This window comes from Streptomyces sp. NPDC057280, from assembly GCF_042668605.1.
Taxonomy (GTDB): Bacteria; Actinomycetota; Actinomycetes; order Streptomycetales; family Streptomycetaceae; genus Streptomyces.
This window is the reverse complement of the sequence record NZ_JBHUYR010000002.1, coordinates 699,348-725,974: the sequence shown is the minus strand read 5'-3', so window position 1 is coordinate 725,974 and position 26,627 is coordinate 699,348. Positions and strand designations below refer to the sequence as shown.

Sequence of the window (26,627 nt, the reverse complement as noted above, 5' to 3'; positions counted from 1 at the left end):
CAGTCGCCGCAGGATCCCAGAAGGTTGCCGGGCGGGAGGCAGAAATGACGACAACGGTGACGCTCCTGCACCCGGGGGCGATGGGCGCCCCGGTAGGCGGCCAGGCGACCCGCACGGGAACCCGTGTCCTGTACGTCCCGACGGGCCGCAGCCCGGCCTCCCTGGAACGGGCACGCCAGGCAGGCCTGGAGCCGGCCGACTCCCTCGCATCCGCCCTGTCCGTCAGCGACTTGGTCCTCTCCGTCTGTCCGCCGCACGGCGCCGAGGACGTCGCCCACGAGGTCCTGGAGCACGGCTTCAGGGGCGTCTACGTCGAGGCCAACGCCATCAGCCCGGACCGCGCGACCCGCATCGGCAAGGCCTGCGCCGAGCGCGGCGCGCTGATGGTCGACGGCTCGATCATCGGCGGCCCTCCGGCGGACGGCAGCGGCCCCCGTCTCTACCTGAGCGGCGACGCGGCGGCGGTGGCGAGGACGGCCGCGCTGTTCGACGGCACCGATGTCGTCGCCCGCCCCCTGGACGCCGGGATCGGCGCGGCATCCGCGCTGAAGATGTCGTACGCCTCCTTCCAGAAGTCGGCGCGGGTCCTGGCGGCCGTCTCGCACGCCCTCGCCGCGAGCCACGGGGTGGGCGCGGAACTCGCCGAGGAGGGTCGGGCGTTGACGGCACGCATCCTCGCCGAGACGGACCACTTCCCCAGCGTCGCCGCCCGTGCCTGGCGCTGGGCGCCGGAGATGGCGGAGATCGCGGCCGCGCTGGACGCCGTAGGACTGCCGCCGGACCTGGCGGAGGCGTCGGCGACGGTGCTGCGGCACTGGAACGAGGACAAGGACCGCCTCGATCTACCGCTGGAGGATGTGTACGCGCACCTGCACACGCCCGTGGGTCCCGCTACGACGACGTGAGGGGACCGGCTTCTCGCGGTCACCGAGGGGCCACCACTGTGCAGCAGGTGAAAACGTTCCTGCACGAGCAGACGAGAGTGGGGCGGGTGGGACTCGAACCCACGGCCGACGGATTATGAGTCCGCTGCTCTAACCGGCTGAGCTACCGCCCCATAGCGGCGTGTCGCGTACATGTGTGCGCGCCGTCTGCCGCAGCATAGCCGCTCATACGATCTCCTGCTTCGTATGGTCGACTTCGCATGCCCTGAAGGACTCCGCTGTGACCTGCACGGTTCCCGGTCCAGGGTGATCACATGAAAAAGGACCCCTTCGGGGGTCCTTGTTCAACACGCTCTCCCGACTGGACTCGAACCAGTAACCTGCCGGTTAACAGCCGGCTGCTCTGCCAATTGAGCTACGGAAGATCGAAGCTCCCCCGACTGGACTCGAACCAGTAACCTGCCGGTTAACAGCCGGCTGCTCTGCCAATTGAGCTACGGAGGAATGCCTCGTTGCATCGAACGTACCTCCCTGGGTATTCGCCAGGGGGCGGGCGTCCGCTGCGACACATACATTAGCGCAAGCAGGGGGGTGCTCCGCCAATCGGTTCCCCCCGGCACCGACGCCGCACAGCAGACCTACGCAAGGGAAGGGTGGCCGCCATGCGCTACAAGCTCACTTTCGTCGCCGGGCTGGCTCTGGGTTACGTGCTGGGCACGCGTGCCGGGCGCGAGCGTTACGAGCAGCTGAAGAAGTCCGCGCGGCAGGTCTCGCAGAACCCCGCGGTCCGCAACACCGCCGAGTCGGCCGCCCAGCAGGGCCGCCAGTTCGCGGGCAAGGCGTACCACGTGGTGAGCGACAAGGTCGGGGACCGGATGCCGGACTCGGTGACCCAGCGGGTCCGCTCGCTGCGGGACCGCAACGCCAACGGCGCCGCCGAGGACGACTGGGGAACCAGCAACACTTGAGTGCCGGACGGGGTGACGTCGTCCGGCCCATAGAATTTTCGCCATGGGGATAGTCGCCGGGCTGGACAGTGCGCCCGATTTCACTCGTATCGTCGTCTGCGACGCGGACACGGGCGCCGTGCTCAGGCAGGGCTACGCCCCGCACCCGGTGGAGGGCCGTCCCTCCGACGTCGACCCCCAGGCCTGGCTGCTGTCCCTCGGTGAGGCGGCCGGCGGCGGGCTGCTCGAAGGCGTGCAGGCCATCGGCGTGTCCGCGCAGCAGAACGCCGTCGTGCCGCTGGACGCCCAGGGCAACACCGTCCGCCCCGCCCTCGTCGGCGGCGACAAGCGTGCCCAGGTCGCGGCGGCCGATCTCATCGACGCGCTCGGCGGGCGCGAGGCGTGGGCGCAGGCCGTGGGCTGTGTGCCGCAGGCCCCGCAGCCGGTGACCAAGCTGCGCTGGCTGGTGAAGAACGAGCCCGACGCCGCCCTGCGCACCGCCGTGCTGCTCCAGGCCCACGACTGGCTCGTCTGGCAGCTCCTCGGGCGGCCCGTGCGCCGCACCACCGACCGCGGCGGCGCCTCCGGCACCGGTTACTGGTCCGCCGCCACCGGTGCCTACCGCACCGACCTCGTCGAGCTGGCGCTCGGCCACCAGGCGATGCTGCCCGAGGTGATCGGGCCTTCGGAGGCGGCCGGTACGACCCCGGAGGGGCTGTTGATCTCCGCCGGGACCGGCGAGACCATGGCCGCCGCCTTCGGGCTGGGGATCGGACTCGGTGACGCCGTCGTGTCACTCGGGGCCTCCGGGTCCGTCATGGCCGTGCATCCCGAGGCGCTCGTCGACAACACGGGGATGATCACGTCCCTCGCCGACGCGACCGGCATGCACCTGCCCGTCGTCACCACCCTGAACGCCGTACGGACCCTGCGCGGCACCGCCGAGCTGCTCGGGCTGCCCGATCTGGAGGCCCTGTCCGAGCTGGCGATGAAGTCGACGCCGGGTTCGCACGGGCTGGTGCTGCTGCCCTACCTGGAGGGTGAGCGGACGCCGAGTCTGCCGCACACCGCCGGGACGCTCGCCGGGCTGCGGCGGGAGTCGATGAAGCCCGAGCATCTGGCCCGGGCCGCGTTCGAGGGCATGCTGTGCGGGCTCGCGGACGCCCTCGACGTGCTGCGCGGCAGAGGCGTGGAGGTGCGGCGGGTCTTCCTGCTGGGGGCCGCCGCCGAGCTGTCGGCCGTGCAGGCCGCGGCACCGGCGATCTTCGGCGCCCAGGTCGTCGTACCGCAGCCCGCGGACTACGCGGCGATCGGGGCCGCCCGGCAGGCGGCCTGGGCGCTCGGCGTGTCGCAGGGGACGCTCGACCCGCGCACCCCGCCGGCCTGGCAGGGGGCGGCCGCGCAGATCCTGGAGCCCGGCGAGGAGCTGGCGGTGGGGCAGGCCGTGCGACAGCAGTTCGTGTCCGTGCGGGAGCAGACACATCCGAACGCCTTCCGCGGCTGACCGTTCCGAGAGCGTCTTCCGCCCATAAGGCGGTAAAGAGCACTGCTGTCGGCTTAATCGGTTGAGGTAACGCGGGGGGAGTGTCCGACGATAGGGGCCAGGGGCAACCACCTCCGGCCCCTGTCGCCGACTCCGAGAGACGTAGCGTGCTCATACGACTTCTGCGGACCTATCTCAGGCCCTACAAGAAACCCATCGGTGTGCTGGTCCTGCTCCAGTTCCTGCAGACCTGCGCCACCCTCTACCTGCCCACGCTCAACGCCGACATCATCGACCACGGCGTGGTCAACGGGGACACGGGCTACATCCTGTCCTACGGCGCCCTGATGATCGGGATCTCGCTGGCCCAGGTCGTGTGCAACATCGGGGCCGTGTACTACGGCGCCCGGACGGCCGCGGCGCTCGGCCGGGACGTGCGGGCCGCGGTCTTCGACCGGGTGCAGTCGTTCTCGGCCCGTGAAGTGGGCCACTTCGGCGCGCCCTCGCTGATCACGCGGACCACGAACGACGTCCAGCAGGTGCAGATGCTGGCGCTGATGACGTTCACCCTGATGGTGTCGGCGCCCATCATGTGCGTGGGCGGCATCGTCCTCGCCCTCGGCCTGGACGTGCCGCTGTCGGCGGTGCTGGTGGCCGTCGTACCGACGCTGGGCATCTGCGTGACGCTGATCGTACGGCGGCTGCGGCCGCTGTTCCGGTCCATGCAGGTGCGGCTGGACACCGTGAACCGGGTGCTGCGCGAGCAGATCACCGGCAACCGCGTGATCCGTGCCTTCGTCCGGGACCAGTACGAGGAGGAGCGGTTCCGCAAGGCCAACGGCGACCTCACCGCGATGTCCCTGGCCACCGGCAACATGCTCGCGCTGATGTTCCCCGTGGTCATGACGACGGTGAACCTGTCGTCGATCGCCGTGGTGTGGTTCGGCGCCCACCGCATCGACAGCGGCGGCATGCAGATCGGCGACCTGACGGCGTTCCTCGCCTATCTGATGCAGATCGTGATGTCCGTGATGATGGCCACCTTCATGTTCATGATGGTGCCGCGCGCGGAGGTGTGCGCCGAGCGCATCCAGGAGGTTCTCGACACCGACTCCAGCGTCGTCCCGCCGCTCGCCCCCGTCACCGAGCTGCGCCGGCACGGGCACCTGGAGATCCGGGACGCGGGCTTCCGCTACCCGGGCGCCGAGGAGCCGGTGCTGAAGGGCGTCGACCTGGTGGCCCGGCCCGGTGAGGTGACCGCCGTGATCGGCTCGACCGGCAGCGGCAAGTCGACGCTGCTGGGGCTGGTGCCGCGGCTGTTCGACGCGACCGAGGGTGAGGTGCTGGTCGACGGGGTCGCGGTCGCGGACGTGGAACCGACACTGCTGGCGAGGACGGTCGGGCTCGTGCCGCAGAAGCCGTATCTCTTCGCGGGGACCGTGGCGACGAACCTGCGCTACGGCAACCCGGACGCCACGGACGAGGAGCTGTGGCACGCGCTGGAGGTGGCGCAGGCCAAGAGCTTCGTCGAGCAGCTGGAGAACGGCCTCGACTCCCCCATCGCCCAGGGCGGCACGAACGTCTCCGGTGGTCAGCGGCAGCGGCTCGCGATCGCCCGGACGCTGGTCCAGCGGCCCGAGATCTATCTCTTCGACGACTCCTTCTCCGCCCTCGACTACGCCACGGACGCGGCGCTGCGCGCGGCACTCGCCGCGGAGACGGCCGAGGCGACCGTGGTGATCGTCGCCCAGCGGGTGGCGACCATCCGCGACGCCGACCGGATCGTCGTCCTCGACGAGGGCCGGGTCGTCGGCACCGGCACCCACCGCGAACTGATGGCGGACAACGAGACCTACCGGGAGATCGTGCTCTCCCAGCTGACGGAAGCGGAGGCTGCCTGATGGCCGGGCCCATGGGGCGGATGATGGCCGGCGGCGGCCCGGACACGCGTTCGCTGGACTTCAAGGTGTCGGGCCGGCGGCTGATCGGGCAGTTCCGGCCGGAGCGGTTCACCATCTACGCGCTGCTGGCCTGTGTGGTGGTCAGCGTCGGTCTGAACTCGATCGGGCCGTGGATCCTCGGCAAGGCCACCGACCTGGTCTTCGCCGGCATCATCGGCCGGCAGATGCCGGCCGGGGCCTCGAAGGAGGAGGTCCTCGCCGGGATGCGCGAGCGCGGTGACTCCGCGGTCGCCGACATGCTGAGCGGCACCGACTTCACGCCCGGCGAGGGCATCGACTTCACCGCCGTAGGACATGTGCTGCTCCTCGCCACCGGCGCCTTCGCCGTCGCGGGGCTGCTGATGGCGGTGGCGACCCGGCTGGTCAACCGGGCCGTGAACCGCACGATGTTCCGGCTGCGCGAGGACGTGCAGACGAAGATGTCGCGGCTGCCGCTGTCGTACTTCGACAAGCGGCAGCGCGGCGAGGTGCTGTCCCGGGCGACGAACGACATCGACAACATCGGGCAGACCCTCCAGCAGTCGATGGGCCAGCTCATCAACTCGCTGCTGACGATCATCGGCGTGCTCGCGATGATGTTCTACGTCTCCTGGCTGCTGGCGCTGGTCGCGCTGGTGACCGTGCCGCTGTCGTTCGTCGTCGCCACCCGCGTCGGCAAGCGGTCGCAGCCGCACTTCGTGCAGCAGTGGCGCTCCACCGGCAAGCTCAACGCGCACGTCGAGGAGATGTACACCGGCCACACCCTGGTCAAGGTCTTCGGGCGGCAGGACGAGTCGGCCGAGCAGTTCGCCGAGCAGAACGAGGCACTGTACGAGGCCGGGTTCAAGGCGCAGTTCAACAGCGGGGTCATGCAGCCGCTGATGATGTTCGTGTCGAACCTCAACTACGTGCTGGTCGCGGTCGTCGGCGGGCTGCGGGTCGCGTCGGGCGCCCTCTCCATCGGTGACGTGCAGGCCTTCATCCAGTACTCCCGCCAGTTCTCGATGCCGCTGACGCAGGTCGCGTCCATGGCGAACCTCGTGCAGTCCGGCGTCGCCTCCGCCGAGCGGGTCTTCGAACTCCTCGACGCCGAGGAGCAGGCGGCGGACCCGGTCCCGGGGCTCCGTCCGGAGGAACTGCGCGGACGGGTCGCGCTGGAGCACGTCTCCTTCCGCTACGACCCCGAGAAGCCGCTGATCGAGGACCTGTCCCTGAAGGTCGAGCCGGGCCACACGGTCGCGATCGTCGGCCCGACCGGCGCCGGCAAGACCACGCTCGTCAACCTCCTGATGCGGTTCTACGACGTCTCCGGCGGCCGGATCACCCTCGACGGGGTGGACATCGCGAAGATGTCCCGGGACGAACTGCGCGCCCAGATCGGCATGGTGCTCCAGGACACCTGGCTGTTCGGCGGCACCATCGCGGAGAACATCGCGTACGGCGCCTCCCGCGAGGTCACCCGGGGCGAGATCGAGGAGGCCGCGCGCGCCGCGCACGCCGACCGGTTCGTCCGGACGCTGCCCGACGGCTACGACACCGTGATCGACGACGAGGGCTCGGGCGTCAGCGCCGGTGAGAAGCAGCTCATCACCATCGCGCGGGCGTTCCTGTCCGACCCGGTGATCCTGGTCCTCGACGAGGCCACGTCGTCCGTCGACACCCGCACCGAGGTGCTGATCCAGAAGGCGATGGCCAAACTCGCCCACGGCCGCACGTCGTTCGTGATCGCCCACCGCCTCTCCACCATCCGGGACGCGGACACGATCCTGGTGATGGAGAACGGCTCGATCGTGGAACAGGGCGCGCACGCGGACCTGTTGGAGGCGGACGGGGCGTACGCGCGCCTGTACAAGGCGCAGTTCGCGCAGGCGGTGGCGGAGGTCGACTAACAGGCGGGCGGGGGCTGGTCCCACCCAAGGGGCGCGGGGCTGTATCAATATGCGGCTCCGCCGCGCGGGCGCGACCAGCCCCCACACCCCCGCACCCGGCATCAATCCAGATAGCCCCTCAGCTGATCCGCAAAGGCATGATCCCGGAGCTTGTTGAGCGTCTTGGACTCGATCTGCCGGATCCGCTCCCGCGTCACGCCGAAGATGCGGCCTATCTCCTCCAGAGTCCGCGGCCGACCGTCCACCAGCCCGTACCTCAGCTGGACGACCTTGCGCTCACGCTCGCCCAGAGTGGAGAGCACCGCCTCCAGATGCTCCCGAAGCAGCAGGAACGCCGCCGACTCCACGGGGGAGGTCGCGTCGCCGTCCTCGATCAGGTCGCCCAGCGCGACGTCGTCCTCCTCGCCCACCGGCGCGTGCAGCGACACCGGTTCCTGGGCCAGCCGCAGCACCTCGCTGACGCGTTCCGGCGCGAGGTCGAGGTGGTCGGCCACCTCCTCCGGCGTCGGTTCGTAGCCGCGTTCCTGCAGCATGCGGCGCTGGACGCGGACGACCCGGTTGATCAGCTCGACGACGTGGACCGGGACGCGGATGGTGCGGGCCTGGTCGGCGAGGGCGCGGGACATGGCCTGGCGGATCCACCAGGTGGCGTACGTCGAGAACTTGTAGCCGCGGGCGTAGTCGAACTTCTCGACCGCGCGGATCAGGCCCAGGTTCCCCTCCTGGACCAGGTCGAGCATGGTCAGGCCGCGGCCGACGTACCGTTTGGCCACCGACACCACCAGGCGCAGGTTCGCCTCGATGAGGCGGCGCTTGGCCATGCGGCCCATCACGACCAGGCGGTCCAGGTCGAGGGCGAGCTGGCTGTCGAGGTCGGGCGTGGTGCTGAGCTTCTCCTCCGCGAACAGGCCGGCCTCGACGCGACGGGCGAGTTCGACCTCCTCGGCCGCGGTGAGCAGCGGGATGCGGCCTATCTCGCGGAGGTACTGGCGGAACAGGTCGGACGACGGTCCGCCGGTGTCGGCGCGGTTGCGGGCGGCCGGTTCCGGGGCCTCGACCGGCTCGGGCACCTCCGCGGGCTCCGCGCTCTCCAGCGCGTCGGCGGGCGGCTCCTCGGGCTCGGTCTCGGGGTGGTGCACGACACGGTTCTGCGGCGGGACCGCGACGAGAACGTCGGTCTCGGCGTCCGGCTCCGTGGCGTCCGTACGGCTCTCGGTCTGGGTGAGGGTCTGGGTCTGCACGGGGGCGACCTCCAGGATGATCGCTGCAGAGTGCGGCAGCGCTGTTTCGGGGACGGAGTCGGCGGCCTCGCCGCTGTCCGTCCCGTACGCGATGAGCGGAACCGCGGGGGTCTGGGACCCGTTGGGGACGGATCGGCCGCGCTCCGAGGACTCAGGCACCGGAACCCAGTGTGGAGTACGACACATCGCCGCCACGAGGGGCGTGCGGTGACTTTTTGAGTCCGGTCCGTGACCGGGTGGTTACCCTGACGGACGCGACACGCTCAGAGAGCTGCGGCTCCGTGCTCCCGCAGTGCCTGGTCGTACTGCTGGAGAACCCACAATTCGTTCTGTACGGCGGCCAGTTCGGCCGGGTCCCCGTGCGTCCCCAGGCGGGTGAGGGTGCTCTGGATGTCGCGGACGCGGCGCTCCACGGCCCGGCGGCGGACCGCCACCAGCTGGATGCCCGCGTAGATCTCGTCGACGGTCTTGCGCATGATCGCCTCGACCGCGAGCTCCGTGACCATCGCCCGGACCGCGTCGTCGGGGGCGGCCTCGCGGACCCGGACCAGGTAGTCCTGCGGGTCCTGCGTGCCGTACTCGGCACCGCCCGCTTCCATGATCGCCTGGCGTACGGCGGCGTAGGGGGCGGCGGTGAACTCGTCGATGCCGTAGGCGTCGAAGGCCGGGGAGACCAACTCCGGGCGCTGGAGGGCGAGTTTGAGGAGTTCGCGCTCGGTGGCGTAGACGGGGTTGCGGAGCTGGAGGGCGGGGCCGCCGGCCGCGGTGCGCTGGGTGGCCTCGTACGGCTGCTGGGGGCCGCGGGCCGGGGCGGGGGCACCCTTGCCGCCGCGGTCGCGGGCCCAGCGGGCCAGTTGGGCGACGCGCTTGACGACGAACTGGGTGTCGAGGATGCCGAGCATGCCGGCGAGCTGGACGGCGACCTCGTGCTGCGCGCCGCTGTTCTTGATGCGGGCGACGATCGGGGCGGCCTCGTCCAAGGCCGCCGCCCGGCCTGCCGGGGTGTCGAGGTCGTAGCGGACGACGATCTGGCGGAGCGCGAACTCGAAGAGCGGGGTGCGGGGTTCGACCAGGTCGGCGACCGCGTCGTCGCCCTTGGCGAGGCGCAGGTCGCAGGGGTCCATGCCGTCGGGGGCGATGGCGATGTAGGTCTCGGCGGCGAACTTCTGGTCGTCCTCGAAGGCGCGCAGGGCGGCCTTCTGGCCGGCGGCGTCGCCGTCGAAGGTGAAGATCACGCGGGCCGAGCCGTTGTCCATCAGCAGCCGGCGGAGGATCTTGATGTGGTCGCCGCCGAAGGCGGTGCCGCAGGTCGCGATGGCCGTCGTCACGCCCGCGAGATGGCAGGCCATGACGTCGGTGTAGCCCTCGACGACGACCGCGCGGGAGGCTTTGGCGATGTCCTTCTTGGCGAGGTCGATGCCGTAGAGGACCTGGGACTTCTTGTAGATCGCCGTGTCGGGTGTGTTGAGGTACTTCGGGCCGGTGTCGGCCTCGTAGAGCTTGCGGGCGCCGAAGCCCACCACGTCGCCGCCGATGTCGCGGATCGGCCACATCAGGCGGCCGCGGAAGCGGTCGATGGGGCCGCGGCGGCCCTCCTGGGAGAGGCCCGACAGCAGGAGTTCCTTGTCGGTGAAGCCCTTGCCGCGGAGGTAGCGGGTGAGGTGGTCCCAGCCCTGGGGGCTGTAGCCGACGGAGAAGTGCTCGGCGGCGGACTGGTCGAAGCCGCGCTCGGCGAGGAACTTGCGGCCGGTGTCGGCCTCCGGGCTGGTGGCGAGCTGTTCCATGTACCAGTCGGCGGCGATCTTGTGGGCCTCGACCAGGCGGATGCGTTCGCCGCGCTGGTGGGCCGGGTTGTACCCGCCCTCCTCGTAGCGCAGGGTGATGCCGGCCTGGGCGGCCAGGCGCTCGACCGCCTCGGAGAAGGTGAGGTGGTCGACCTTCATCACGAACGTGATGGTGTCGCCGCCCTCCTGGCAGCCGAAGCAGTGGAAGAGTCCCTTGCCCGGGCTGACCTGGAAGGACGGCGACTTCTCGTCATGGAACGGGCACAGGCCCTTGAGGTTGCCCCCGCCCGCGTTGCGCAGCTGGAGGTACTCGGACACCACGGCGTCGATCGGGACCGCGTCCCGTACCGCCTTCACGTCCTCGTCGTTGATCCGTCCTGCCACACCGTGATTCTACGGGGCCGAACTGACACTCCTGAGGCGAGACGTCTTTCGGCCGGGGGTCCGGCCCGCCGCGGAGCGGCTGTCGGATGCAGCGCCCCCGGGAATCGCAGCACGGGGACGGACTGACACTCAAGAGACCAGGCTGTCGAGCGGAACGTGCGGGTCCGCCAGTGCCTCCGTGTCCACCTGTGTCTTCGTCCGGATCAGCTGCTGGATCGGGTCCGTGACGTCCCACACGTTCACGTTCATCCCCGCCAGCACCCGGCCCTCCTTCACCCAGAACGCGATGAACTCACGCTTTCCGGCGTCCCCGCGAATCACCACTTCGTCGTACGACCCCGGGGGCGCCCAGCCGCTGTACTCCATCCCCAGGTCGTACTGGTCGGAGAAGAAGTAGGGGACGCGGTCGTAGACGAGGTCCTGGCCGAGCATGGCGCGGGCCGCGGCGGGGCCGCCGTTGAGGGCGTTGGCCCAGTGCTCCACGCGCAGCCTGCTGTCGAACAGGGCGTGGTGGAAGGAGGCGACGTCACCGGCCGCGTGGATGTCGGGGTCGGAGGTGCGCAGCCGGTCGTCGACCGCGACGCCGCCGCCGTGCGCCCGGTCGGCGAGCTCCAGGCCCGCCGCCTCCGCGAGCGCGGTGCGCGGGGCCGCGCCGATCGCGGCGAGGACGTCGTGCGCCGGGTGTTCCTCGCCGTCGTCGGTGCGGGCGGCCAGCACCATGCCGTCCTGGCCGACGATCTCGGTGAGCTGGGCACCGAAGTGGAAGCGCACGCCGTGCTCCCGGTGCAGGTCGGCGAAGAGACTGCCCAGCTCGGGGCCGAGGACGCCGTGCAGCGGGGTCGGGGCGGGCTCGATGATCGTGACCTCGGCGCCGTACTCGCGGGCCGCCGCCGCGACCTCCAGGCCGATCCAGCCGGCCCCGGCGATCACCAGGTGGCCGTTGTCCCGGCCCAGCGCGGCCAGCACGCCCTTGAGGCGTTCCGCGTGGGCGAGGCGGCGCAGGTGGTGGACGCCCGCGAGGTCGGTGCCCGGGATGTCCAGGCGGCGGGGTTCGGCCCCGGTGGCCAGAAGCAGCTTGTCGTAGTGGACGAGCGTGCCGTCGTCGCCGAAGCGGACCGTCTTGGCCGCGCGGTCGATCGCGTCGACCGTCTGGCCGAGGTGCAGCTCGATGTCGTTGCGCGCGTACCAGGCAGGTTCGTGCACGAAGACGCTGTCGCGTTCCTCCTTGCCGAGCAGGTAGCCCTTGGACAGGGGCGGGCGCTCATAGGGGTGGTCGCGTTCGTCGCAGATCAGTATCACGCGACCGGTGAAGCCCTCCGCTCGGAGCGTCTCGGCTGCCTTGGCGCCGGCGAGACCACCTCCGACGATCACGAATGTCTGGTCCGCATCGACCACTTGATGCCTCCTACCGGGGGTGTCTGGGGAGTGTCGCCCCAGAGAACACAGCGGGTGCCGCCACATGGGAGCGTCCCGCACGCAGCGTGATGGGGGAAGAGGGAGTGGCCCGATCAGGCCACGGAGGGTCACATTCGGGCGTGTTTCGCTTCACCCTTGGCACATCTGTCTCACATATGCCCCGTCAGGCGAGCATGAAGCGATCGCGCCGACGCGTCCGTGAGGGACGCGATCTGGTCGACGATCACCCGCTTGCGGGCACGGTCGTCGGACGCCTGGTCGAACAGCGCCCGGAACTGCGGGTCGAGCCCGTCCGGGGCGCGGGCGGTGAGCGCCTCGGCGAGTTCGGCCACCACGATCCGCTGGTCGGCCCGCAGCCGCTCCTGCTCCGCGCGCTGCATCACGTAACGGTCGGCGACGGCCTTGAGGACCGCGCACTCCAGCCGCGTCTCGTGCGGTACGACGAGTTCGGCGGCGTATCGCGTGAGCGGGCCGCCGCCGAACGCCGCGCGCGTGGCGCCCTCGGCGGCGAGGCAGAAGCGGCCGATGAGCTGGCTGGTGGCGTCCTTCAGCCGGGCCTGGGCGACGGCGGAACCGTCGTAGCCGTGCGGCCACCACGGCTGGTCCTGGAGCCGGTCGAGGGCCGCGGCGAGTTCGGCGGGGTCGGTGTCCTCGGGGACGTACCGGCCGAGGGCCACCGCGAAGACCGCGTGGCGTTCCGGGTCCGCGTGCAGGCAGTTGGGGTCGATGTGGCCCGCGTGCAGGCCGTCCTCGACGTCGTGCACCGAGTACGCCACGTCGTCGGACCAGTCCATGACCTGCGCCTCGAAGCAGGTGCGGGTGCCGGGGGCGTCCTTGCGGACCCAGTCGAAGACGGGGCGGTCGTCCTCGTAGACGCCGAACTTGGGGGACGCGTGCGGTGCCGCTCCGCGGGGCCAGGGGTATTTGGTGGCCGCGTCGAGGGTGGCGCGGGTGAGGTTGAGCCCCACCGAGCCTTCTTCGGTGAAGCGCTTGGGCTCGATGCGGGTGAGGAGGCGCAGGGACTGTGCGTTGCCCTCGAAGCCGCCGCAGTCCTCCGCGAACTCGTTCAGGGCCTGTTCGCCGTTGTGACCGAACGGGGGGTGGCCGAGGTCGTGGGCGAGGCAGGCGGCTTCGACCAGGTCGGGGTCGCAGCCGAGGGCCGCGCCGAGCTCCCGGCCCACCTGGGCGCACTCCAGGGAGTGCGTGAGGCGGGTTCTCGGGCTCGCGTCCCAGGCCTGGCTTCGGGTGCCCGGGGTGACGACCTGCGTTTTTCCGGCGAGCCTGCGCAGCGCGGCGGAGTGGAGGATGCGGGCGCGGTCGCGCTGGAAGGCGGTGCGGCCGGGGCGCTTGTCAGGCTCCGGGGCCCAGCGGTCGGTTGAGGGCAGGTCGTACGGCATGACTCGACAGTACGGGCAGGGACTGACAATTCGCCGGTTCGGCTGCCTGGTTCCGTCAGACGGCGACCGCGGGTTGTTCGTGGCTGCTCGCGCCGTTCTCCGCGCCCCTCAGGGACGTCATCTGGTCGTACCTGTGCAACAAGAGGTCCGCCATCGCCTCGTGGGTGCCCAAGGGCGCCGACGCCATCCACGGGGCCGCCTGTGCGCACTCGGTCGCGAAGCGGCCCGGGGCCGTGAAGTAGGAGGCGATCGCCACGCGGTCGTAGCCTCTCGCCGCCAGGGCCTCGATGGCCGCCGGGACCGTGGGGGCCGCCGTCGTGGCGTAGGCCGGGACCACCGGGGCGCCCAGGCGGGTCGACAGCAGGGACGCCATGCGGGCCATGTCGACCTTCGACTCGGGGTCGCGCGAGCCCGCCGCCGCCAGGACCACCGCGCTGCCCACGCGCGGGGTCTCCTCCCAGCCCGCCTCCAGCAGCCGGGCGTGCAGCGCGTCCACCAGCAACGGGTGCGGGCCCAACGCGGGCGCCACGCGGGCGCGTACGTCCGTCCCGGCGGCCATCTCGGGGATGTCCCGCTTCACGTGGTAGCCGCGGCTCAGCAGCAACGGGACGAGGATCGCCTCGCGGTCGCCGAGGGACTTGAGGGTGTCGGTCAGCAGCGGCTCGTTCAGCTCGATGTGACCGAGGTGGACCGGGAGGCCGGGGCGCCGGGCGCGGACCTTGTCGAGGAGCGCGCGTACGGTGCTCAGGGCGCGCGGGTCGCGGCTGCCGTGGGCCACGACGACGAGCGCGGGAGGCTCGGGGCGCCGCCTGCCGCTGAGCGACACGAGGCTGAGCTGGCTGGCGAGCTGGCTGCTGATCCGGTTCATGAGGTGCGCCGTACTGTCGAAGTGGACTGCCTTGGACTCGTCGTGAACAGAGTTCGACGCTGTCATGGACCGATGGTGGTGGGGGGACATTGCCGCCCCGTTGCATGAAGATAACGGGGATTTTCGGTGGGTTCACCGTGGGGCAGGTGGGCAGTGTGAGCTGCGCTGACCTGCGGTTTCGTGCGGGTACGTGAGGCTGGTCACGTGCACGGCGGCGAACCGTGAGCGCTTGCTTCACGTCCCTGACTGTCGAAGGACGACCTGGGAGGGACCCCGTGAGACTGCGCCGACCCCGCCTGCCGCGCACCCGTACCGGGCAGCGGCGGCTCGTGCAGGCCGTGATGGCCGGGTGTGTGCTGGCGCTGCTCCCGGCGACCTGGATGTACGTCGTCACGGGCGACCGGCTGCGCACCGTCGCGGACGTGCCGCGCACCGAGGTCGCCGTCGTCTTCGGGGCCGGGCTGTGGGACGGGGAGCCGTCGCCGTATCTCGCGCACCGGCTGGACGCGGCGGCGAAGCTGTACCGCGCGGGCCGTGTCGAGGTCGTCCTCGTCACCGGCGACAACAGCCGGGAGGACTACGACGAGCCCGACGCGATGCGGGCCTATCTGACCCGGCACGGGGTTCCCGACGGCCGGATCGTCAGTGACTACGCCGGGTTCGACACCTGGGACTCCTGTGTCCGGGCCAAGAAGATCTTCGGGGTGGACAAGGCCGTGCTGATCAGCCAGGGCTTCCACATCCGGCGGGCGGTCGCGCTGTGCGAGGCGGCCGGTGTGACGTCGTACGGCGTCGGGGTCGACGCCAAGCACGACGTGACCTGGTACTACGGCGGTACTCGCGAGATCTTCGCGGCCGGCAAGGCCGCGCTGGACGCGGTGTTCGAGCCCGATCCCCGGTTCCTCGGGCCCAAGGAACCGGGGGTGGGCGCGGCGCTGGCTAGCGGCCGGTGAAGTGCGGGGCGCGTTTCTCGAGGAACGCGGTCATGCCCTCCTTCTGGTCGTGGGTCGCGAACAGGGCGTGGAACACCCGGCGTTCGAAGCGGATGCCGTCGCGCAGGCCGGTCTCCAGGGACCGGTCGACGCATTCGCGGGCCGCTCTGACCGCCGTACGGCCGTAGGAGGCGATCGTCTCCGCGGCCTTCAGGGCCTCGGGGAGGACCTGGTCGTCGGGGACCACCCGGGACACCAGGCCCGAGCTCTCCGCCTCCCGGGCGTCCATCGTGCGGCCGGTGAGGACCAGGTCCATCGCCTTCGCACGGCCGATCAGGCGGGTGAGGCGCTGGGTGCCGCCGATGCCGGGGATCACGCCGAGCTTGATCTCCGGCTGGCCGAACACCGCCGACTCCCCCGCGATCACCAGGTCGCACATCATCACCAGCTCGCAACCGCCGCCCAGCGCAGGGCCGTTGACCGCGGCGATCTTCGGGGTGCGCAGGTCGGCGAACTCCTCCCAGGCCCCGAAGTAGTCCTCCGTCATCATGTCGACGGCCGTCATCGCGGCCATCTCCTTGATGTCGGCCCCGGCCGCGAAGTACCCCTCCGCGCCCGTGAGCACGTAGCAGCCGACGTCGGGGTCGTCGTCCAACGGGCGCAGCGCGCCGAGGAGTTCGGCGAGCAGCGCGCCGCTGAGTGCGTTGCGGACGTGCGGGCGGTGCAGGCGTACGGTGACGACGGCGCCCTGCCGCTCCAGCTTCAGGTGGTTCATGCGGGTCCCCTTTCTACGAGTCCCAGATCGCGCCGTACGCCGGAATCCCCCGTTGCTCCAGGCCGTGCACGACCTGCCAGGTGAGCTTCTTGTTGGAGATGCAGATCACCGCCTCGGCCCCGAAGTCGCGGTAGGCCTCGTAGGCGAGGCGGACCATGTCGGGCTTGCCGTGCCGGGAGGTGTCCCAGACCAGGGCGTGGGGCTGGACGGCGAGGATCTCGTCGACCAGGGCATCGCCGTAGGTGGTGCGGGGGTCGCGGGTGGCCCACACCAGGCGGGACGGGACCTCGGCGGCCAGCAGATGGGGCAGGCAGGGGCCGATGCCGCTGCCGGTCGCCACGTAGACGACCTTGGTGAACAGGGTCTCGATGTTGGCGACTCCGGCGGTGGTGATGCCCTTGACCCAGACCTTCTCCGGCAGGTCGTCGATGAAGGCGCCCGTCCAGTCGCCGGCCCGGGAGATCGTCAGGCGGAAGCCGGGCTCCCCGGGGGCCGGGACGTTCGCGAAGGAGTGCCACTCCTTCAGCGGGCCGCGGCTGATGGCCGTGGAGGAGCCCGCGAACGGGGTCTCGCCGTGGTCGAAGCGGGCCAGCACGACGTGCGGGGAGGGGCGTTCGAGGCGTACGGCGACCTTGCGCAGGCGCAGCCAGGGCAGCGCGACGCTGAAGGTGACGACCGCCAGGACGGACACCTCGACCGGGCCGGGGGACGTCAGGAGGCTGTGGGCCCAGAAGAGGGCGAGGGCCGTCCAGCCGCCGAAGCGGTGGATCTTCTCGAAGTGGTCGTGGTGGCGGGAGCGGAAGGGGGGCAGGGCCGTGGCGATGATGAATGCCAGCAGGGTCAGCAGGACCCAACCGACGGCTGCCTGACGGGTGTTGTGCGTGCTGATCGTCGCCGCCAGGAACCACGCCGTGCCCGCCAGCGCCCCGCCCACGTGCAGGCCGCCGAAGTGGTAGACCTTGCCCAGCGTCCAGCGGACCTTCAGCGGCCAGCTCGTCGGGGCCCGAGTCGCCAGCTTGAAGAGGAGGTTGATGACGTACTGCTGGCGGGTGAGGACGGCCAGGGCGAGGTTGGCGAGGGCCGCGTGGCCCGCCGTGCGGGCGGACGGGGTCCAACTCGCCCACAGGAAGACTCCGTTGGCCAGGAGCACCAGCGCCCACAGGCGGTTGTAGTGCATCAGGCGCGGGTGCTTGAGCAGGCGGCGCAGGCGCGGGGTGAGCGGGGGCAGGTCCGTGGTCTGCCGTTGCAGCGAGGTCGTCATCGGGACACCGCCATGCGCTCCTCCGCCAGCCTGAGCAGCGCCGGTTTGTCGATCTTGCCGCGGTCCGTCTCCGGCAGGTGTGTCAGGGGCATGACAGTCTCGGGGACGCAGTAGTACGGCAGCGCGTCGGCCACCGCCCGCCGGGCCCGGTCGGGGTCGACGTCCGCCGGGGTGACGAAGGCGACCAGCGTGCGGGCGTCCCGTTTCAGGGTCACCGCGCGGACGCAGCCGTCGACCGACTCCAGCACCGAGGAGACGGAGTCGAGTTCGACGCGGAAGCCCCTCACCTTGACCTGGTCGTCGGTGCGGCCGAGGTGCTCGAGTTCACCGTCGGGGGTCCAGCGGCCGAGGTCGCGGGTGCGGAACATCTTCCGGCCGCCGCCCAGGAAGGGGTCGGGAGCGTAGCGCTCGGCGTTGAGGGCGTCGTTGCCCAGATAGCCCGCCGAGACGCAGTCGCCGCCGGCCCACATCTCGCCGACCTCGCCGATGGGCAGGGGGCGGCGGTCGGCGTCCAGGACGTAGACCGTGTTGTTGGGGGTGGGGCGGCCGATGGTGAGGAGCGGGGCGGCCGGGTCGTGGCGGCTCATCGTGTTGACGATGGTCGTCTCGGTCGGGCCGCAGCAGTTGTGGAACGCCGCCCGGTGCGCCCAGCGGTCGGCGAGCGGGCGCGGGCAGGGCTCCCCGGCCACGGCGACCGTGCGGACGCGCGGGCAGGCCGCCGGGTCGATGCCGGACAGGACCGTGGGGGTGGCGACGAGGACGTCGGCCGTGCGGGCCGCCGCCGCGATGTCTGTGCCCCGGATGACGAGGGTGCCGCCGTGGGCGAGGCAGCCGAGGATCTCCCAGGCGGCCATGTCGAAGGCGATGTTGAGGAGCTGGGCGACCCGGTCGCCGGGGCGGATGCCGAGGTCGCCGGGGGCGGTGAGCAGGATGTTGGCGACGTTGCGGTGGGTGACCTTCACGCCGTTGGGGCGTCCGGTGGTGCCGGAGGTGAACAGGACGTAGCAGCCGTCGTCGGGGCCCACGGGGACCGGTCGGCGGTGCTGTCGCGGAAGGCGGGGGGCCGGGACGTACGGCAGTGGCTCGTCGAGGGCGATCAGCCGGTGGCCCGGCGGGAGCGGGACGCGGTGGGCGTGCTCGGCGACGGTGACGACCACCCGGGTGCGGGCGGCGCGGATCACATGGGCGAGCTGGACTGCGGGGGCGAGGGCGACGTCCTGCGGCACATAGGCGGCACCCGCCTTCAGGATGCCGAGCAGGCCGACGACCATCGGCAGGGAGCGGCGGACGAACAGGCCGACGTGGTCGCCGGGGCGTACGCCCTCGCGGGTCAGCAGGGCGGCGAGGGCGTCGGCGTGGCGGTCGAGTTCGCCGTACGTGATCCGCGCGCCGAGGTGTTCGGCGGCGACGGCGTGCGGGGTGGCCGCGGCCCGGCGTTCCACGGCGCGGTGGAGGAGCGGGTCCGGGACGGGGACGGCCGGGCCGACGCCGTACTGGAGGAAAAGCTGCTGGTCGCGTGGGCTCAGATGGCGCAGAGGCATGCTGGGGGGACCTCCTGGCTGGCTTCTTCGCGTGAGGGACGACCTGGCGCCAAGCTGGATCCGCGCTCGACTGTAGCTCCGGTTTTTCAACACTCAACTAGGCGTCATCGGCCAACTACGGAACGGAATGCGCCACATGTGGCGTCTTTCGCAACAGAGGCAACGTCCGCCCCGGTCGGCGGCGACTCAGAGGGGGGCACCCGTGTGCCTCACGGCGGCCGTCGCCCCGCGGGGAGGTCGCCGTCCCGGCCGTGTAACAGGGAGCCGCCGCGCACGTAACACGGCGGAAGCACGCTGAAGGGCATGCAGAACACCGCGACGCCCACCCACTGCCCCTACTGCGCCCTGCAGTGCGGGATGAATCTCACGCCGATCCCGGACGGGGGCGTGGAAGTGACCGAGCGCGCGGACTTCCCGGTGAACCGGGGGGCGCTGTGCGGCAAGGGCCGGACAGCGCCCGCGGTGCTCTCGTCCAGCGTCCGCCTGACCTCCCCGTTGGTGCGCTCCGGGGGCACGCTGGTGCCCGCGACGTGGGACGAGGCACTGGACCGGATCGCCGAGGGGCTGCGGCGTACGCGTGCGGAACATGGTCCGGACGCGTGCGGGGTGTTCGGCGGGGGCGGCCTGACGAACGAGAAGGCGTACACGCTGGGCAAGTTCGCCCGGGTCGTCCTCGGCACCTCGCAGATCGACTACAACGGCCGCTTCTGCATGTCCTCGGCCGCGGCCGGCGGCATCAAGGCGTTCGGCCTGGACCGCGGGCTGCCGTTCCCGCTGGAGGACATCTCGAGGACCGGCTGCGTGATCCTCGTCGGCTCCAACCTCGCCGAGACCATGCCGCCCTCGCTGCGCTTCTTCACGGAGCTGAAGGAGAACGGCGGCACCCTGATCGTCGTCGACCCGCGCCGGACCAGGACCGCCGACCAGGCCGACCTGCATCTGATGCCCCGCCCCGGCACCGATCTCGCCCTGGCGCTGGGCCTGTTGCACCTGATCGTCGCCGAGGGGCGGGTCGACGAGGCGTACGTCGCCGAGCGCACCGCCGGCTGGGAGGAGGCGCGGGCCGCCGCGATGGCGCACTGGCCGGAGTACGTGGAGCGGATCACCGGCGTGCCGGTGCCCCGACTCCGGGAAGCCGTGCGGATGTTCTGCGAGCCGGAGGCCGCGATGGTGCTGACCGCGCGCGGACCCGAGCAGCAGTCCAAGGGCACCGACACCGTGGGCGCGTGGATCAACCTGTGCCTGGCGACCGGGCGGGCGGGGCGGCCGCTGTCCGGATACGGCTGCCTCACCGGGCAGGGCAACGGGCAGGGCGGGCGCGAACACGGTCAGAAGGCCGACCAGTTGCCCGGTTACCGCAAGCTTGACGACCCGGCCGCTCGACGGCATGTCGCCGAGGTGTGGGGCGTCGACCCCGACTCACTCCCCGGCCCGGGACGCAGCGCCTACGAACTCCTCGACGCGCTCGGCCAGGACATCAAGTCCCTGCTGCTGATGGGCTCCAACCCGGTGGTGTCGGCGCCGCGGGCCGCGCACATCGAGGAGCGCATCAAGTCCCTTGATTTCCTTGCCGTGTGCGATGTGGTGCTGTCGGAGACGGCGGCTCTCGCGGACGTGGTCCTGCCCGTCACCCAGTGGGCCGAGGAGACCGGGACCACGACCAACCTGGAGGGCAGGGTGCTGCTGCGCCGGCAGGCGATCACCCCGCCCGAGGGGGTCCGCAGTGACCTGGAGGTCCTGCACGAACTCGCCGACCGGCTCGGCGTGGAGAAGGGCTTCCCGACCGACCCCGAAGAGGTCTTCGAGGAGCTGCGCCGGGCCAGTGCGGGCGGCGTGGCCGACTACTCCGGGATCACCTACCGCCGGCTGGCGGAGGAGAACGGGGTGTTCTGGCCGTGCCCCACTGCCGACGCCGATGCGGAAGCGGGACACCCCGGTACCCCCCGGCTCTTCCTCGACCGCTTCGCCACCGACGACGGCCGCGCCCGCTTCGTGCCCGTCTCGCACCGGGCCTCGGCGGAGGAGCCGGACGACGAGTACCCGGTGCTGCTGACGACCGGCCGGGTCGTCGCGCAGTACCAGTCCGGCGCCCAGACCCGCCGGGTCGACGAGCTGAACGCCGCCGCGCCCGGTCCGTTCGTGGAACTGCACCCGCGGCTCGCGGCCCGGCTCGGCGCGGCCGAGGGCGACCCGGTGGCGGTCGTGTCCCGGCGCGGCCGGGCGGTGGCGCCGGCCCGGATCACCACCGGCATCCGCCCCGACACGGTCTTCATGCCCTTCCACTGGCCTGGCGAGGGCCGCGCCAACACCCTCACCAACCCGGCGCTCGACCCGACCTCGCGGATGCCGGAGTTCAAGACGTGCGCGGTGCGGGTGGAGGCGGTCGAGGTCGAGTCCTGAGCGCGCCGGGCGCCACGGCCTGACCGGCGGCGCGGGCTCAGCACGGAGTCAGCGCAGGGCCAGCCAGTCGCCGGTCGCGATGCGGCTGCCGCGGCGGCGGAGCCTTTCGGCCACGGCGGGGGCGGCGACGTACACCCAGGCCCGCACCGGCGTCCCGTCGGCCTCCCGGACCACCTCGCGCTCGACCCGCTCGTAGAGGTTGCGGGGGTCGCCGGGGGCGTACTCCTCCAGGCGGTCGAGGGCGACGAGCAGGGCGGCGTACTCCTCGGGGCGGGCGGTGACGAGGTCGCCGCGGACGATGCCGGGCTCCTCCACCGCGTACGGGTATCCGGGGCCGTCGTACAGCGAGGCGCCGTGCAGCAGCGCCGGTTCCTCGGCCGTCGTGCGGCCGCTCAGGAAGTGGTCGTGGTTGGGCTCACCTGGGCGGAGGGTGCCGTAGACGAAGAACGGGAGGGACGGCGGGGGCAGGGGGGCGAGGCTCACAGAAACGATTCTCTCTCCACACACACCGGCACAGACGCGGTATGGACATGACAGGCCTGTGCCCTTTGAATCTCCTCCAGCACGAGCGCCTCCCCCACGCGCCCCAGGCGCCTTTCTGAGGAGACAGATGAGCCGAATACGCTCAGTCCGCCCTGTCCGCTCCCTCCCCTCGAGGAGCTCCCGGCTCGCCGCGGCCGGTGTGGCCGCCACCACCACCGCTCTGCTGGCGGCCGCACTCGTCCCCAACGCCCACGCGGCCGACAGACCGACCCGGGCCACCGCGATCGACAACGCGGCCTCGGTGCTGGTCGACCGGGCTTCCGCGCTGGGGCTGACGTCCGCGCAGAAGACCGAGGTGCGGGACGTCGTCGTCGACAAGGACGGCTCCCAGCACGTCCGTTACGACCGCACCTACCGCAACCTGCCCGTACTGGGCGGCGACTTCGTCGTCCATCTGGCGCCGGACGGGTCGTACGAAGGCGTCAACCGGGCGACGAAGAAGGCGATCTCGCTGCCCGGCACGACGCCCGCCCTGTCGGCGCCGAAGGCCGCCGACCTCGCCGCGAACGCGCTGCGCGCCGCCAACCTCGGCGAGACGCTGAAGAAGCTGACCGCCAAGCCGCAGCTGGTCGTCGACGCCCTGCACGGCACGCCCAAGCTGGCCTGGCGCACCGAGGCCGTGGCCCAGGACGCGCAGGGCAACCCGGTCGCGCGCGTGGTCCTGACCGACGCGGGGACCGGCGCGCAGATCGACGCCTGGGACTCCCTGGAGAGCGCCTCGGGCGACGGCAAGTCGCTGTACGGCGGGACGGTGCCGTTGCAGACGACGCTGTCGGGGTCGACGTACCAGCTCAAGGACCCGACGCGCGGGAACACGTACACCGGCGACGCCGCCAACAAGACCGACCTGTGCATCTTCGGCATCTGCATCAGCCGCGCCCCGGCGACGCTCTTCACCGACGCCGACAACCACTGGGGCACGGGGGCGACTTCGGACCGGGCGACGGCCGCGGTCGACGCGCAGTACGGCACCGACGTCACCTGGGACTACTACAAGAACGTCCACGGGCGGAACGGCATCGCCGGGGACGGCAAGGGGTCGTACAACCGCGTCCACTACGGCAACAGCTACAACAACGCCTTCTGGGACGACAGTTGCTTCTGCATGACGTACGGCGACGGTGACGGGACGCAGCTCGGTCCGCTGGTGTCGCTGGACGTGGCGGGGCACGAGATGTCCCACGGCGTGACGTCGAAGACGGCGGCGCTGACGTACTCGGGCGAGTCCGGCGGGCTCAACGAGGCGACGTCCGACATCTTCGGCACGCTCGTGGAGTTCTACGCCGCGAACTCCTCCGACGCCGGGGACTATCTGATCGGCGAGAAGATCGTCCGGTCCGGTTTCGGGCGGGACGCGCTGCGCTACATGGACAAGCCGTCGAAGGACGGCAACTCGGCCGACTGCTGGAGCTCCTCGGTCGGGAACCTCGACGTCCACTACTCGTCCGGCGTCGCGAACCACTTCTTCTACCTGCTGTCCGAGGGCAGCGGGGCGAAGACGGTCAACGGCGTCAGCTACAACTCGCCGACCTGCAACGGCAGTTCGGTGTCCGGGATCGGGCGGGACAAGGTGGGTGCCATCTGGTACCGGGCGCTGACCGTCTACATGACGTCCTCGACGAACTACGCGGGCGCCCGGACGGCGACGCTGAACGCGGCGAAGGACCTGTACGGGACCGGGAGCACGGAGTACAACGCGGTGGCCGCGGCCTGGAGCGCGGTGAACGTCGGCTGACCGGACGGCGGGCGTGACGGTGCGGCGGTGGGGCTGTGGTGCTCCGCCGCCGCACCGGCGTCTCAGGCGGTGTCCTCCGACGAGGGCTCCCCGCCGGGCGGGGTCGGGGCTGCGGGCAGGGTCGCCAGGACCGCTTTGACCTGTTGCCGCATGGCCTCGGGTATGCCGCCGTTCTGTGCCGTGCCGACCAGTTCGCCGGCGAGCACGTGAAGCTTGGTGTTGGTGGTCTGGGAGATCCTGACCAGCACGTCCCAGGCGTCCTCGGGGCTGAGCGCGAACGTCGCCATGAGGATGCCTCGCGCCTGGTCGATGACGGGCCGCGTCTGCATGGCGCGGCGCAGCTGGACGACCTCTTTGCGCAGTGCCTGCTCGTCGTGGTTCAGGGCGTGCTCCCCCGGTGTGAACAGTGGCCAGGTGCCGGTCGCGGTCAGCAGGCGCCGCACCGCGGGGCCGGCGGATCGGATGGTGAACGTTCTGCCGCGTTCCAGCGCGTGCCGCCGGGCGGCCAGCAGGGCGTTGAGACCCGCGCAGTCGCAGAAGGCCGTACCGCTCAGGTCCAGCTCCACGCCCCGGGTGGCGCGCGCGAGGGCCTGCCGCAGGGCTCGCTCCAGTGCCGGGACGGCGCTGATGTCGAGCTCACCGCGGATCGTCAGGCGTACGCGGCCGTCCGGCGACGGCGCGTGCGTCGTCAGGTCCAGGACAGCCTGGTCGACCGCCGTTGGTGCGTGCATGTCCGCCGTCCTTGTCGAGTCCGCTCGCTCCGCTTCCAGCTTCGGCACCGCTCCTTCACACGTCAAGAGATACCGGAAATTTAATTCAGTCTTTTGGTTACGCGAACCAGACGTCATATCCTTGGTCCATGGGAGAAGTGCCGGAACCACACTCGGGGTGGACCTTTCTGACCAGTCACGCCCGCGTGCTGGCGGCCATCGCCGAGGACCACACCACCCGCATCCGCGACATCGCGGCCCGCTGCCGACTCACCGAGCGCGCCGTCCAGAAGATCATTTCGGATCTGGAGAACGACGGGTATCTGACACACAAGCGTGAGGGCAGATCGAACACGTACCGCATCCAGCCGGGGACGATCCTGCGTCATCCGGCGGAGTCGGGGCTGACCGTGGCGGAACTCCTCAACCTGCTGGCCAACCACGAGGCCCGGCGGGAGCCGACCGAGGGGTGAACCGGCCTCACCGTGCGCGTCGCAGCGGCCCCCAGCGCGCCCCCCACTCCGTGACCTCGCGTTCCGCCTGCCGGATGACGTCCTCGTCGATCCAGGCGACGGGTTCCACGTCCCGGACGAGGGGTTCGTTGTCGGGGCCGCGGCCCGCCACCCGGCCGAACAGGACCCACGGGCGTACCCCGGGGCCCTTCTCGCGCGGCAGGTGGGAGTAGTCGTACAGCCGGCGCGCCACCCACAGCTCGGTCGAACGGTCCTCCCACCAGGGCTCGACGTCGAGCGGGTTGGCGGACAGGCCCGGCATGCTCACCCCCGTGAGGTCGTCGGTGCTGGTGGCGGTCTCCCCGTCGGCCTCCGGCCCGCGCGACCAGCGGACGAACAGCCCCTCGTCGCGCTCGACCAGCTCGGCCAGTTCCTTCAGGCTGCGCAGGACGGGCAGCACGTCCGCGCCGGTCGCCGAATTGTCCGGCACGGTCATCTGCGGTCTCTCCTCGGCATATGCACGCGTGCCGGGTACCCGGAGGAACGGGAAAACGAACCCGGGCACCGAGGCAGGGCCGGGCCGGACACAGCGCTCCGCCCGTCACCGCCACAGAGTCCGGAACCGAGCACAGCGCCGGCCCCGCTCCGCACGTAAGCCCGGGCCCGGGCACAGCATCCAGCCTGCCCCGACGCGGAAGGCCGGACCCGGGCACAACACCCGGCCCGCCCCGACGCGGAAGGCCGGACCCGGGCACAACACCCGGCCCGCCCCGACGCGGAAGGCCGAACCCGGGCACAACATCCAGCCCGCCCCGACGCGGAAGGCCGAACCCGGGCACAGCATCCAGCCCGCCCCGACGCGGAAGGCCGAACCCGGGCACAGCATCCAGCCCGCCCCGACGCGGAAGGCCGGCCCCGGACCCGACACCTGGCCCCGCCCCGACGCGGGACGGCCGGCCCCGGACACAACACCCGGCCCCGCCCCGACGCGGAAGGCCGGCCCCGGACACAACACCCGGCCCCGCCCCGACGCCAGGCCGCCGCCGGCCACGAACGCCTCTCCGGCTCCTGCGCGGACACCGTCGCGGTCACCGACCCGGCCGCCCTGCGTGACGAGAAGTTCCGCTGCGGCCTGGAAGTCGTCCTCGACGGGCTCGCCCTGTGCCTGTCGAAGTGGCCGAACGCGCTTACGCCCCGTACGGGCGCCTCGCCCGCGCCTCCCTCAGACCCTTCCCCCACCACACCAGCTGATCCAGCATCGTCTTCGCCGCCGCGTCCGGGCCCGAGGGGTCCTTCAGGCGGCCGGTGTCGTCGAAGGACGCGCCCGCGTGGTGGAAGGAGACCGTGTCCCGGACGGTCACCGCGTGCAGCTCGGCGAAGACCTGCCGCAGGTGCTCGGCCGCTCGCAGACCGCCCGCGAGGCCGCCGTAGGAGACGAGGGCGACCGGTTTGGCGCGCCACTCCGCGTAGTGCCAGTCGACGAGGTTCTTCAGGCCGGCCGGGAAGGAGTGGTTGTACTCGGGGGTGAGGACGACGAAGGCCTCGGCGCCCTCCAGCTTCGGGGTGACGTCGGCGAGGGCGGCGGCCGCCTCGGGGGTCGGGGTCAGGCTGGTGGGGAGATGGACGTCGGCCACGTCGACTACGTCCGGGATCAGGTCGTCCCGGTCGCGCATCCGGCCGAGGAGCCAGTCGGCGACCACCGGGCCGAACCGGCCGTGCCGGTTGCTGCCGACGACGAGGGTGACGTGGAGCGGGGCATCGGAGACGAGCGTGTCTGTGATAGGCATGCGGTACAGGCTGATACCTCAAGTTTGGTCGAGGTCAAGTCGTCGCCGCGGGTCATCGCCAGGCGTCGTCGCCGCGGTTCATCGCCCCACGTCGTCGCCACGCGCCGTCGCCGCGAGTCGTCGCGCATCGTCGCGAGAGGCGGGTCACCCGGTCGCACGCGCGCTCTGCGCCCTTCGGGTTCTCTTCCGCGACCCCCCTGCCGTACGGCGGTGACCTGCTGAAACTCCGGACGATCAGGCCTCCTTCACGCCGACCTG

The 26,627-nt window shown here is 71.4% G+C and carries 21 protein-coding genes and 3 tRNA genes; 9 read left to right on the top strand and 15 right to left on the bottom strand.

Annotated features, from left to right (window positions below):
• The first annotated feature begins 44 nt into the window (after positions 1–44).
• A complete protein-coding gene (locus ACFUO4_RS13825) occupies positions 45–905 on the top strand; it encodes a DUF1932 domain-containing protein (RefSeq protein WP_383483754.1) in 861 nt (286 codons plus the stop codon).
• 78 nt (positions 906–983) lie between these two features.
• On the opposite strand, the gene ACFUO4_RS13820 is transcribed toward ACFUO4_RS13825, so the two are convergent.
• From ACFUO4_RS13820 to ACFUO4_RS13810, 3 genes are all read right to left on the bottom strand, one after another.
• Positions 984–1,057, bottom strand: a tRNA-Ile gene (locus ACFUO4_RS13820).
• Positions 1,058–1,236: 179 nt separating this feature from the next.
• A tRNA-Asn gene (locus tag ACFUO4_RS13815) sits at positions 1,237–1,309 on the bottom strand.
• A gap of 6 nt (positions 1,310–1,315) precedes the next feature.
• Positions 1,316–1,388, bottom strand: a tRNA-Asn gene (locus ACFUO4_RS13810).
• A 158-nt stretch (positions 1,389–1,546) separates the two neighbouring features.
• Between ACFUO4_RS13810 and ACFUO4_RS13805 the strand changes: the two genes are divergently transcribed.
• The 4 genes from ACFUO4_RS13805 (at position 1,547) to ACFUO4_RS13790 (ending at position 7,143) form a co-directional block, all read left to right on the top strand.
• Positions 1,547–1,852: a hypothetical protein gene (locus tag ACFUO4_RS13805; protein ID WP_079308352.1), complete on the top strand. Its 306-nt coding sequence runs from the start codon at positions 1,547–1,549 to the stop codon at positions 1,850–1,852.
• Between the two features lie 43 nt (positions 1,853–1,895).
• Positions 1,896–3,335 carry an FGGY-family carbohydrate kinase gene (locus tag ACFUO4_RS13800; protein ID WP_383483751.1) on the top strand — a complete coding sequence of 480 codons (1,440 nt, stop codon included), beginning with the start codon at positions 1,896–1,898 and terminating at the stop codon, positions 3,333–3,335.
• 146 nt (positions 3,336–3,481) lie between these two features.
• On the top strand, positions 3,482–5,215 hold the full coding sequence (locus tag ACFUO4_RS13795) for an ABC transporter ATP-binding protein (protein ID WP_383483748.1): 1,734 nt from the start codon (positions 3,482–3,484) through the stop codon (positions 5,213–5,215).
• Positions 5,215–7,143, top strand: coding sequence for an ABC transporter ATP-binding protein (locus ACFUO4_RS13790; RefSeq protein ID WP_383483745.1), 1,929 nt, complete (start codon positions 5,215–5,217; stop codon positions 7,141–7,143). Before ACFUO4_RS13795 ends, ACFUO4_RS13790 begins: the two co-directional genes overlap by 1 nt.
• A 101-nt stretch (positions 7,144–7,244) precedes the next feature.
• On the opposite strand, the gene ACFUO4_RS13785 is transcribed toward ACFUO4_RS13790, so the two are convergent.
• The 5 genes from ACFUO4_RS13785 to ACFUO4_RS13765 form a co-directional block, all read right to left on the bottom strand.
• On the bottom strand, positions 7,245–8,543 hold the full coding sequence (locus ACFUO4_RS13785) for an RNA polymerase sigma factor (RefSeq protein ID WP_383483742.1): 1,299 nt from the start codon (positions 8,541–8,543) through the stop codon (positions 7,245–7,247).
• Positions 8,544–8,647: 104 nt separating this feature from the next.
• Positions 8,648–10,552: a DNA primase gene (gene dnaG / locus ACFUO4_RS13780; protein ID WP_383483739.1), complete on the bottom strand. Its 1,905-nt coding sequence runs from the start codon at positions 10,550–10,552 to the stop codon at positions 8,648–8,650.
• Between the two features lie 129 nt (positions 10,553–10,681).
• Positions 10,682–11,947 (bottom strand): NAD(P)/FAD-dependent oxidoreductase, encoded by a 1,266-nt coding sequence (locus tag ACFUO4_RS13775; RefSeq protein WP_126271746.1) that lies wholly within the window; start codon positions 11,945–11,947, stop codon positions 10,682–10,684.
• A 170-nt stretch (positions 11,948–12,117) separates the two neighbouring features.
• Positions 12,118–13,365: a deoxyguanosinetriphosphate triphosphohydrolase gene (locus tag ACFUO4_RS13770; protein ID WP_383483736.1), complete on the bottom strand. Its 1,248-nt coding sequence runs from the start codon at positions 13,363–13,365 to the stop codon at positions 12,118–12,120.
• A gap of 55 nt (positions 13,366–13,420) precedes the next feature.
• Entirely contained in the window at positions 13,421–14,299 is an 879-nt protein-coding gene (locus tag ACFUO4_RS13765) for a sirohydrochlorin chelatase (protein ID WP_383483733.1), read from the bottom strand.
• 209 nt (positions 14,300–14,508) lie between these two features.
• On the opposite strand from ACFUO4_RS13765, the gene ACFUO4_RS13760 reads away from it, so the two are divergent.
• Entirely contained in the window at positions 14,509–15,186 is a 678-nt protein-coding gene (locus tag ACFUO4_RS13760) for a vancomycin high temperature exclusion protein (protein ID WP_383483730.1), read from the top strand.
• Here ACFUO4_RS13760 and ACFUO4_RS13755 read toward each other — a convergent pair.
• The 3 genes from ACFUO4_RS13755 to ACFUO4_RS13745 are packed head-to-tail and all read right to left on the bottom strand — an operon-like array spanning position 15,173 to position 18,742.
• Positions 15,173–15,940, bottom strand: a complete 768-nt coding sequence (locus tag ACFUO4_RS13755; RefSeq protein ID WP_383483727.1) for an enoyl-CoA hydratase-related protein — start codon at positions 15,938–15,940, stop codon at positions 15,173–15,175. The two genes, ACFUO4_RS13760 and ACFUO4_RS13755, sit on opposite strands and share 14 nt — an antisense overlap.
• A gap of 13 nt (positions 15,941–15,953) precedes the next feature.
• A complete protein-coding gene (locus ACFUO4_RS13750) occupies positions 15,954–17,201 on the bottom strand; it encodes a hypothetical protein (RefSeq protein WP_383483724.1) in 1,248 nt (415 codons plus the stop codon).
• On the bottom strand, positions 17,198–18,742 hold the full coding sequence (locus tag ACFUO4_RS13745) for an amino acid adenylation domain-containing protein (RefSeq protein ID WP_383483721.1): 1,545 nt from the start codon (positions 18,740–18,742) through the stop codon (positions 17,198–17,200). Before ACFUO4_RS13745 ends, ACFUO4_RS13750 begins: the two co-directional genes overlap by 4 nt.
• 303 nt (positions 18,743–19,045) lie before the next feature.
• Between ACFUO4_RS13745 and ACFUO4_RS13740 the strand changes: the two genes are divergently transcribed.
• A complete protein-coding gene (locus ACFUO4_RS13740; RefSeq protein WP_383483718.1) occupies positions 19,046–21,142 on the top strand; it encodes a molybdopterin oxidoreductase family protein in 2,097 nt (698 codons plus the stop codon).
• 48 nt (positions 21,143–21,190) lie between these two features.
• Here ACFUO4_RS13740 and ACFUO4_RS13735 read toward each other — a convergent pair whose 3' ends face one another.
• Complete coding sequence (locus ACFUO4_RS13735; protein WP_383485661.1) at positions 21,191–21,610, bottom strand: gamma-glutamylcyclotransferase family protein; 420 nt, start codon at positions 21,608–21,610, stop codon at positions 21,191–21,193.
• Positions 21,611–21,752: 142 nt separating this feature from the next.
• Here ACFUO4_RS13735 and ACFUO4_RS13730 point away from each other — a divergent pair, with 142 nt between their 5' ends.
• The gene (locus tag ACFUO4_RS13730; protein WP_383483715.1) at positions 21,753–23,420 is read left to right on the top strand and encodes a M4 family metallopeptidase; all 1,668 of its coding nucleotides are present in this window, start codon (positions 21,753–21,755) and stop codon (positions 23,418–23,420) included.
• A 62-nt stretch (positions 23,421–23,482) separates the two neighbouring features.
• Here the strand turns inward: ACFUO4_RS13730 and ACFUO4_RS13725 are convergent, their stop codons facing one another.
• Positions 23,483–24,151 carry an STAS domain-containing protein gene (locus ACFUO4_RS13725; protein WP_383483712.1) on the bottom strand — a complete coding sequence of 223 codons (669 nt, stop codon included), beginning with the start codon at positions 24,149–24,151 and terminating at the stop codon, positions 23,483–23,485.
• Positions 24,152–24,279: 128 nt separating this feature from the next.
• On the opposite strand from ACFUO4_RS13725, the gene ACFUO4_RS13720 reads away from it, so the two are divergent.
• Positions 24,280–24,603: a helix-turn-helix transcriptional regulator gene (locus tag ACFUO4_RS13720; protein ID WP_383483709.1), complete on the top strand. Its 324-nt coding sequence runs from the start codon at positions 24,280–24,282 to the stop codon at positions 24,601–24,603.
• 7 nt (positions 24,604–24,610) lie between these two features.
• Here the strand turns inward: ACFUO4_RS13720 and ACFUO4_RS13715 are convergent, their stop codons facing one another.
• Positions 24,611–25,078, bottom strand: a complete 468-nt coding sequence (locus ACFUO4_RS13715) for a DUF6098 family protein (RefSeq protein WP_383483706.1) — start codon at positions 25,076–25,078, stop codon at positions 24,611–24,613.
• A 691-nt stretch (positions 25,079–25,769) separates the two neighbouring features.
• The gene (locus tag ACFUO4_RS13710) at positions 25,770–26,369 is read right to left on the bottom strand and encodes an NADPH-dependent FMN reductase (protein ID WP_383483703.1); all 600 of its coding nucleotides are present in this window, start codon (positions 26,367–26,369) and stop codon (positions 25,770–25,772) included.
• Positions 26,370–26,627 lie beyond the last annotated feature (258 nt).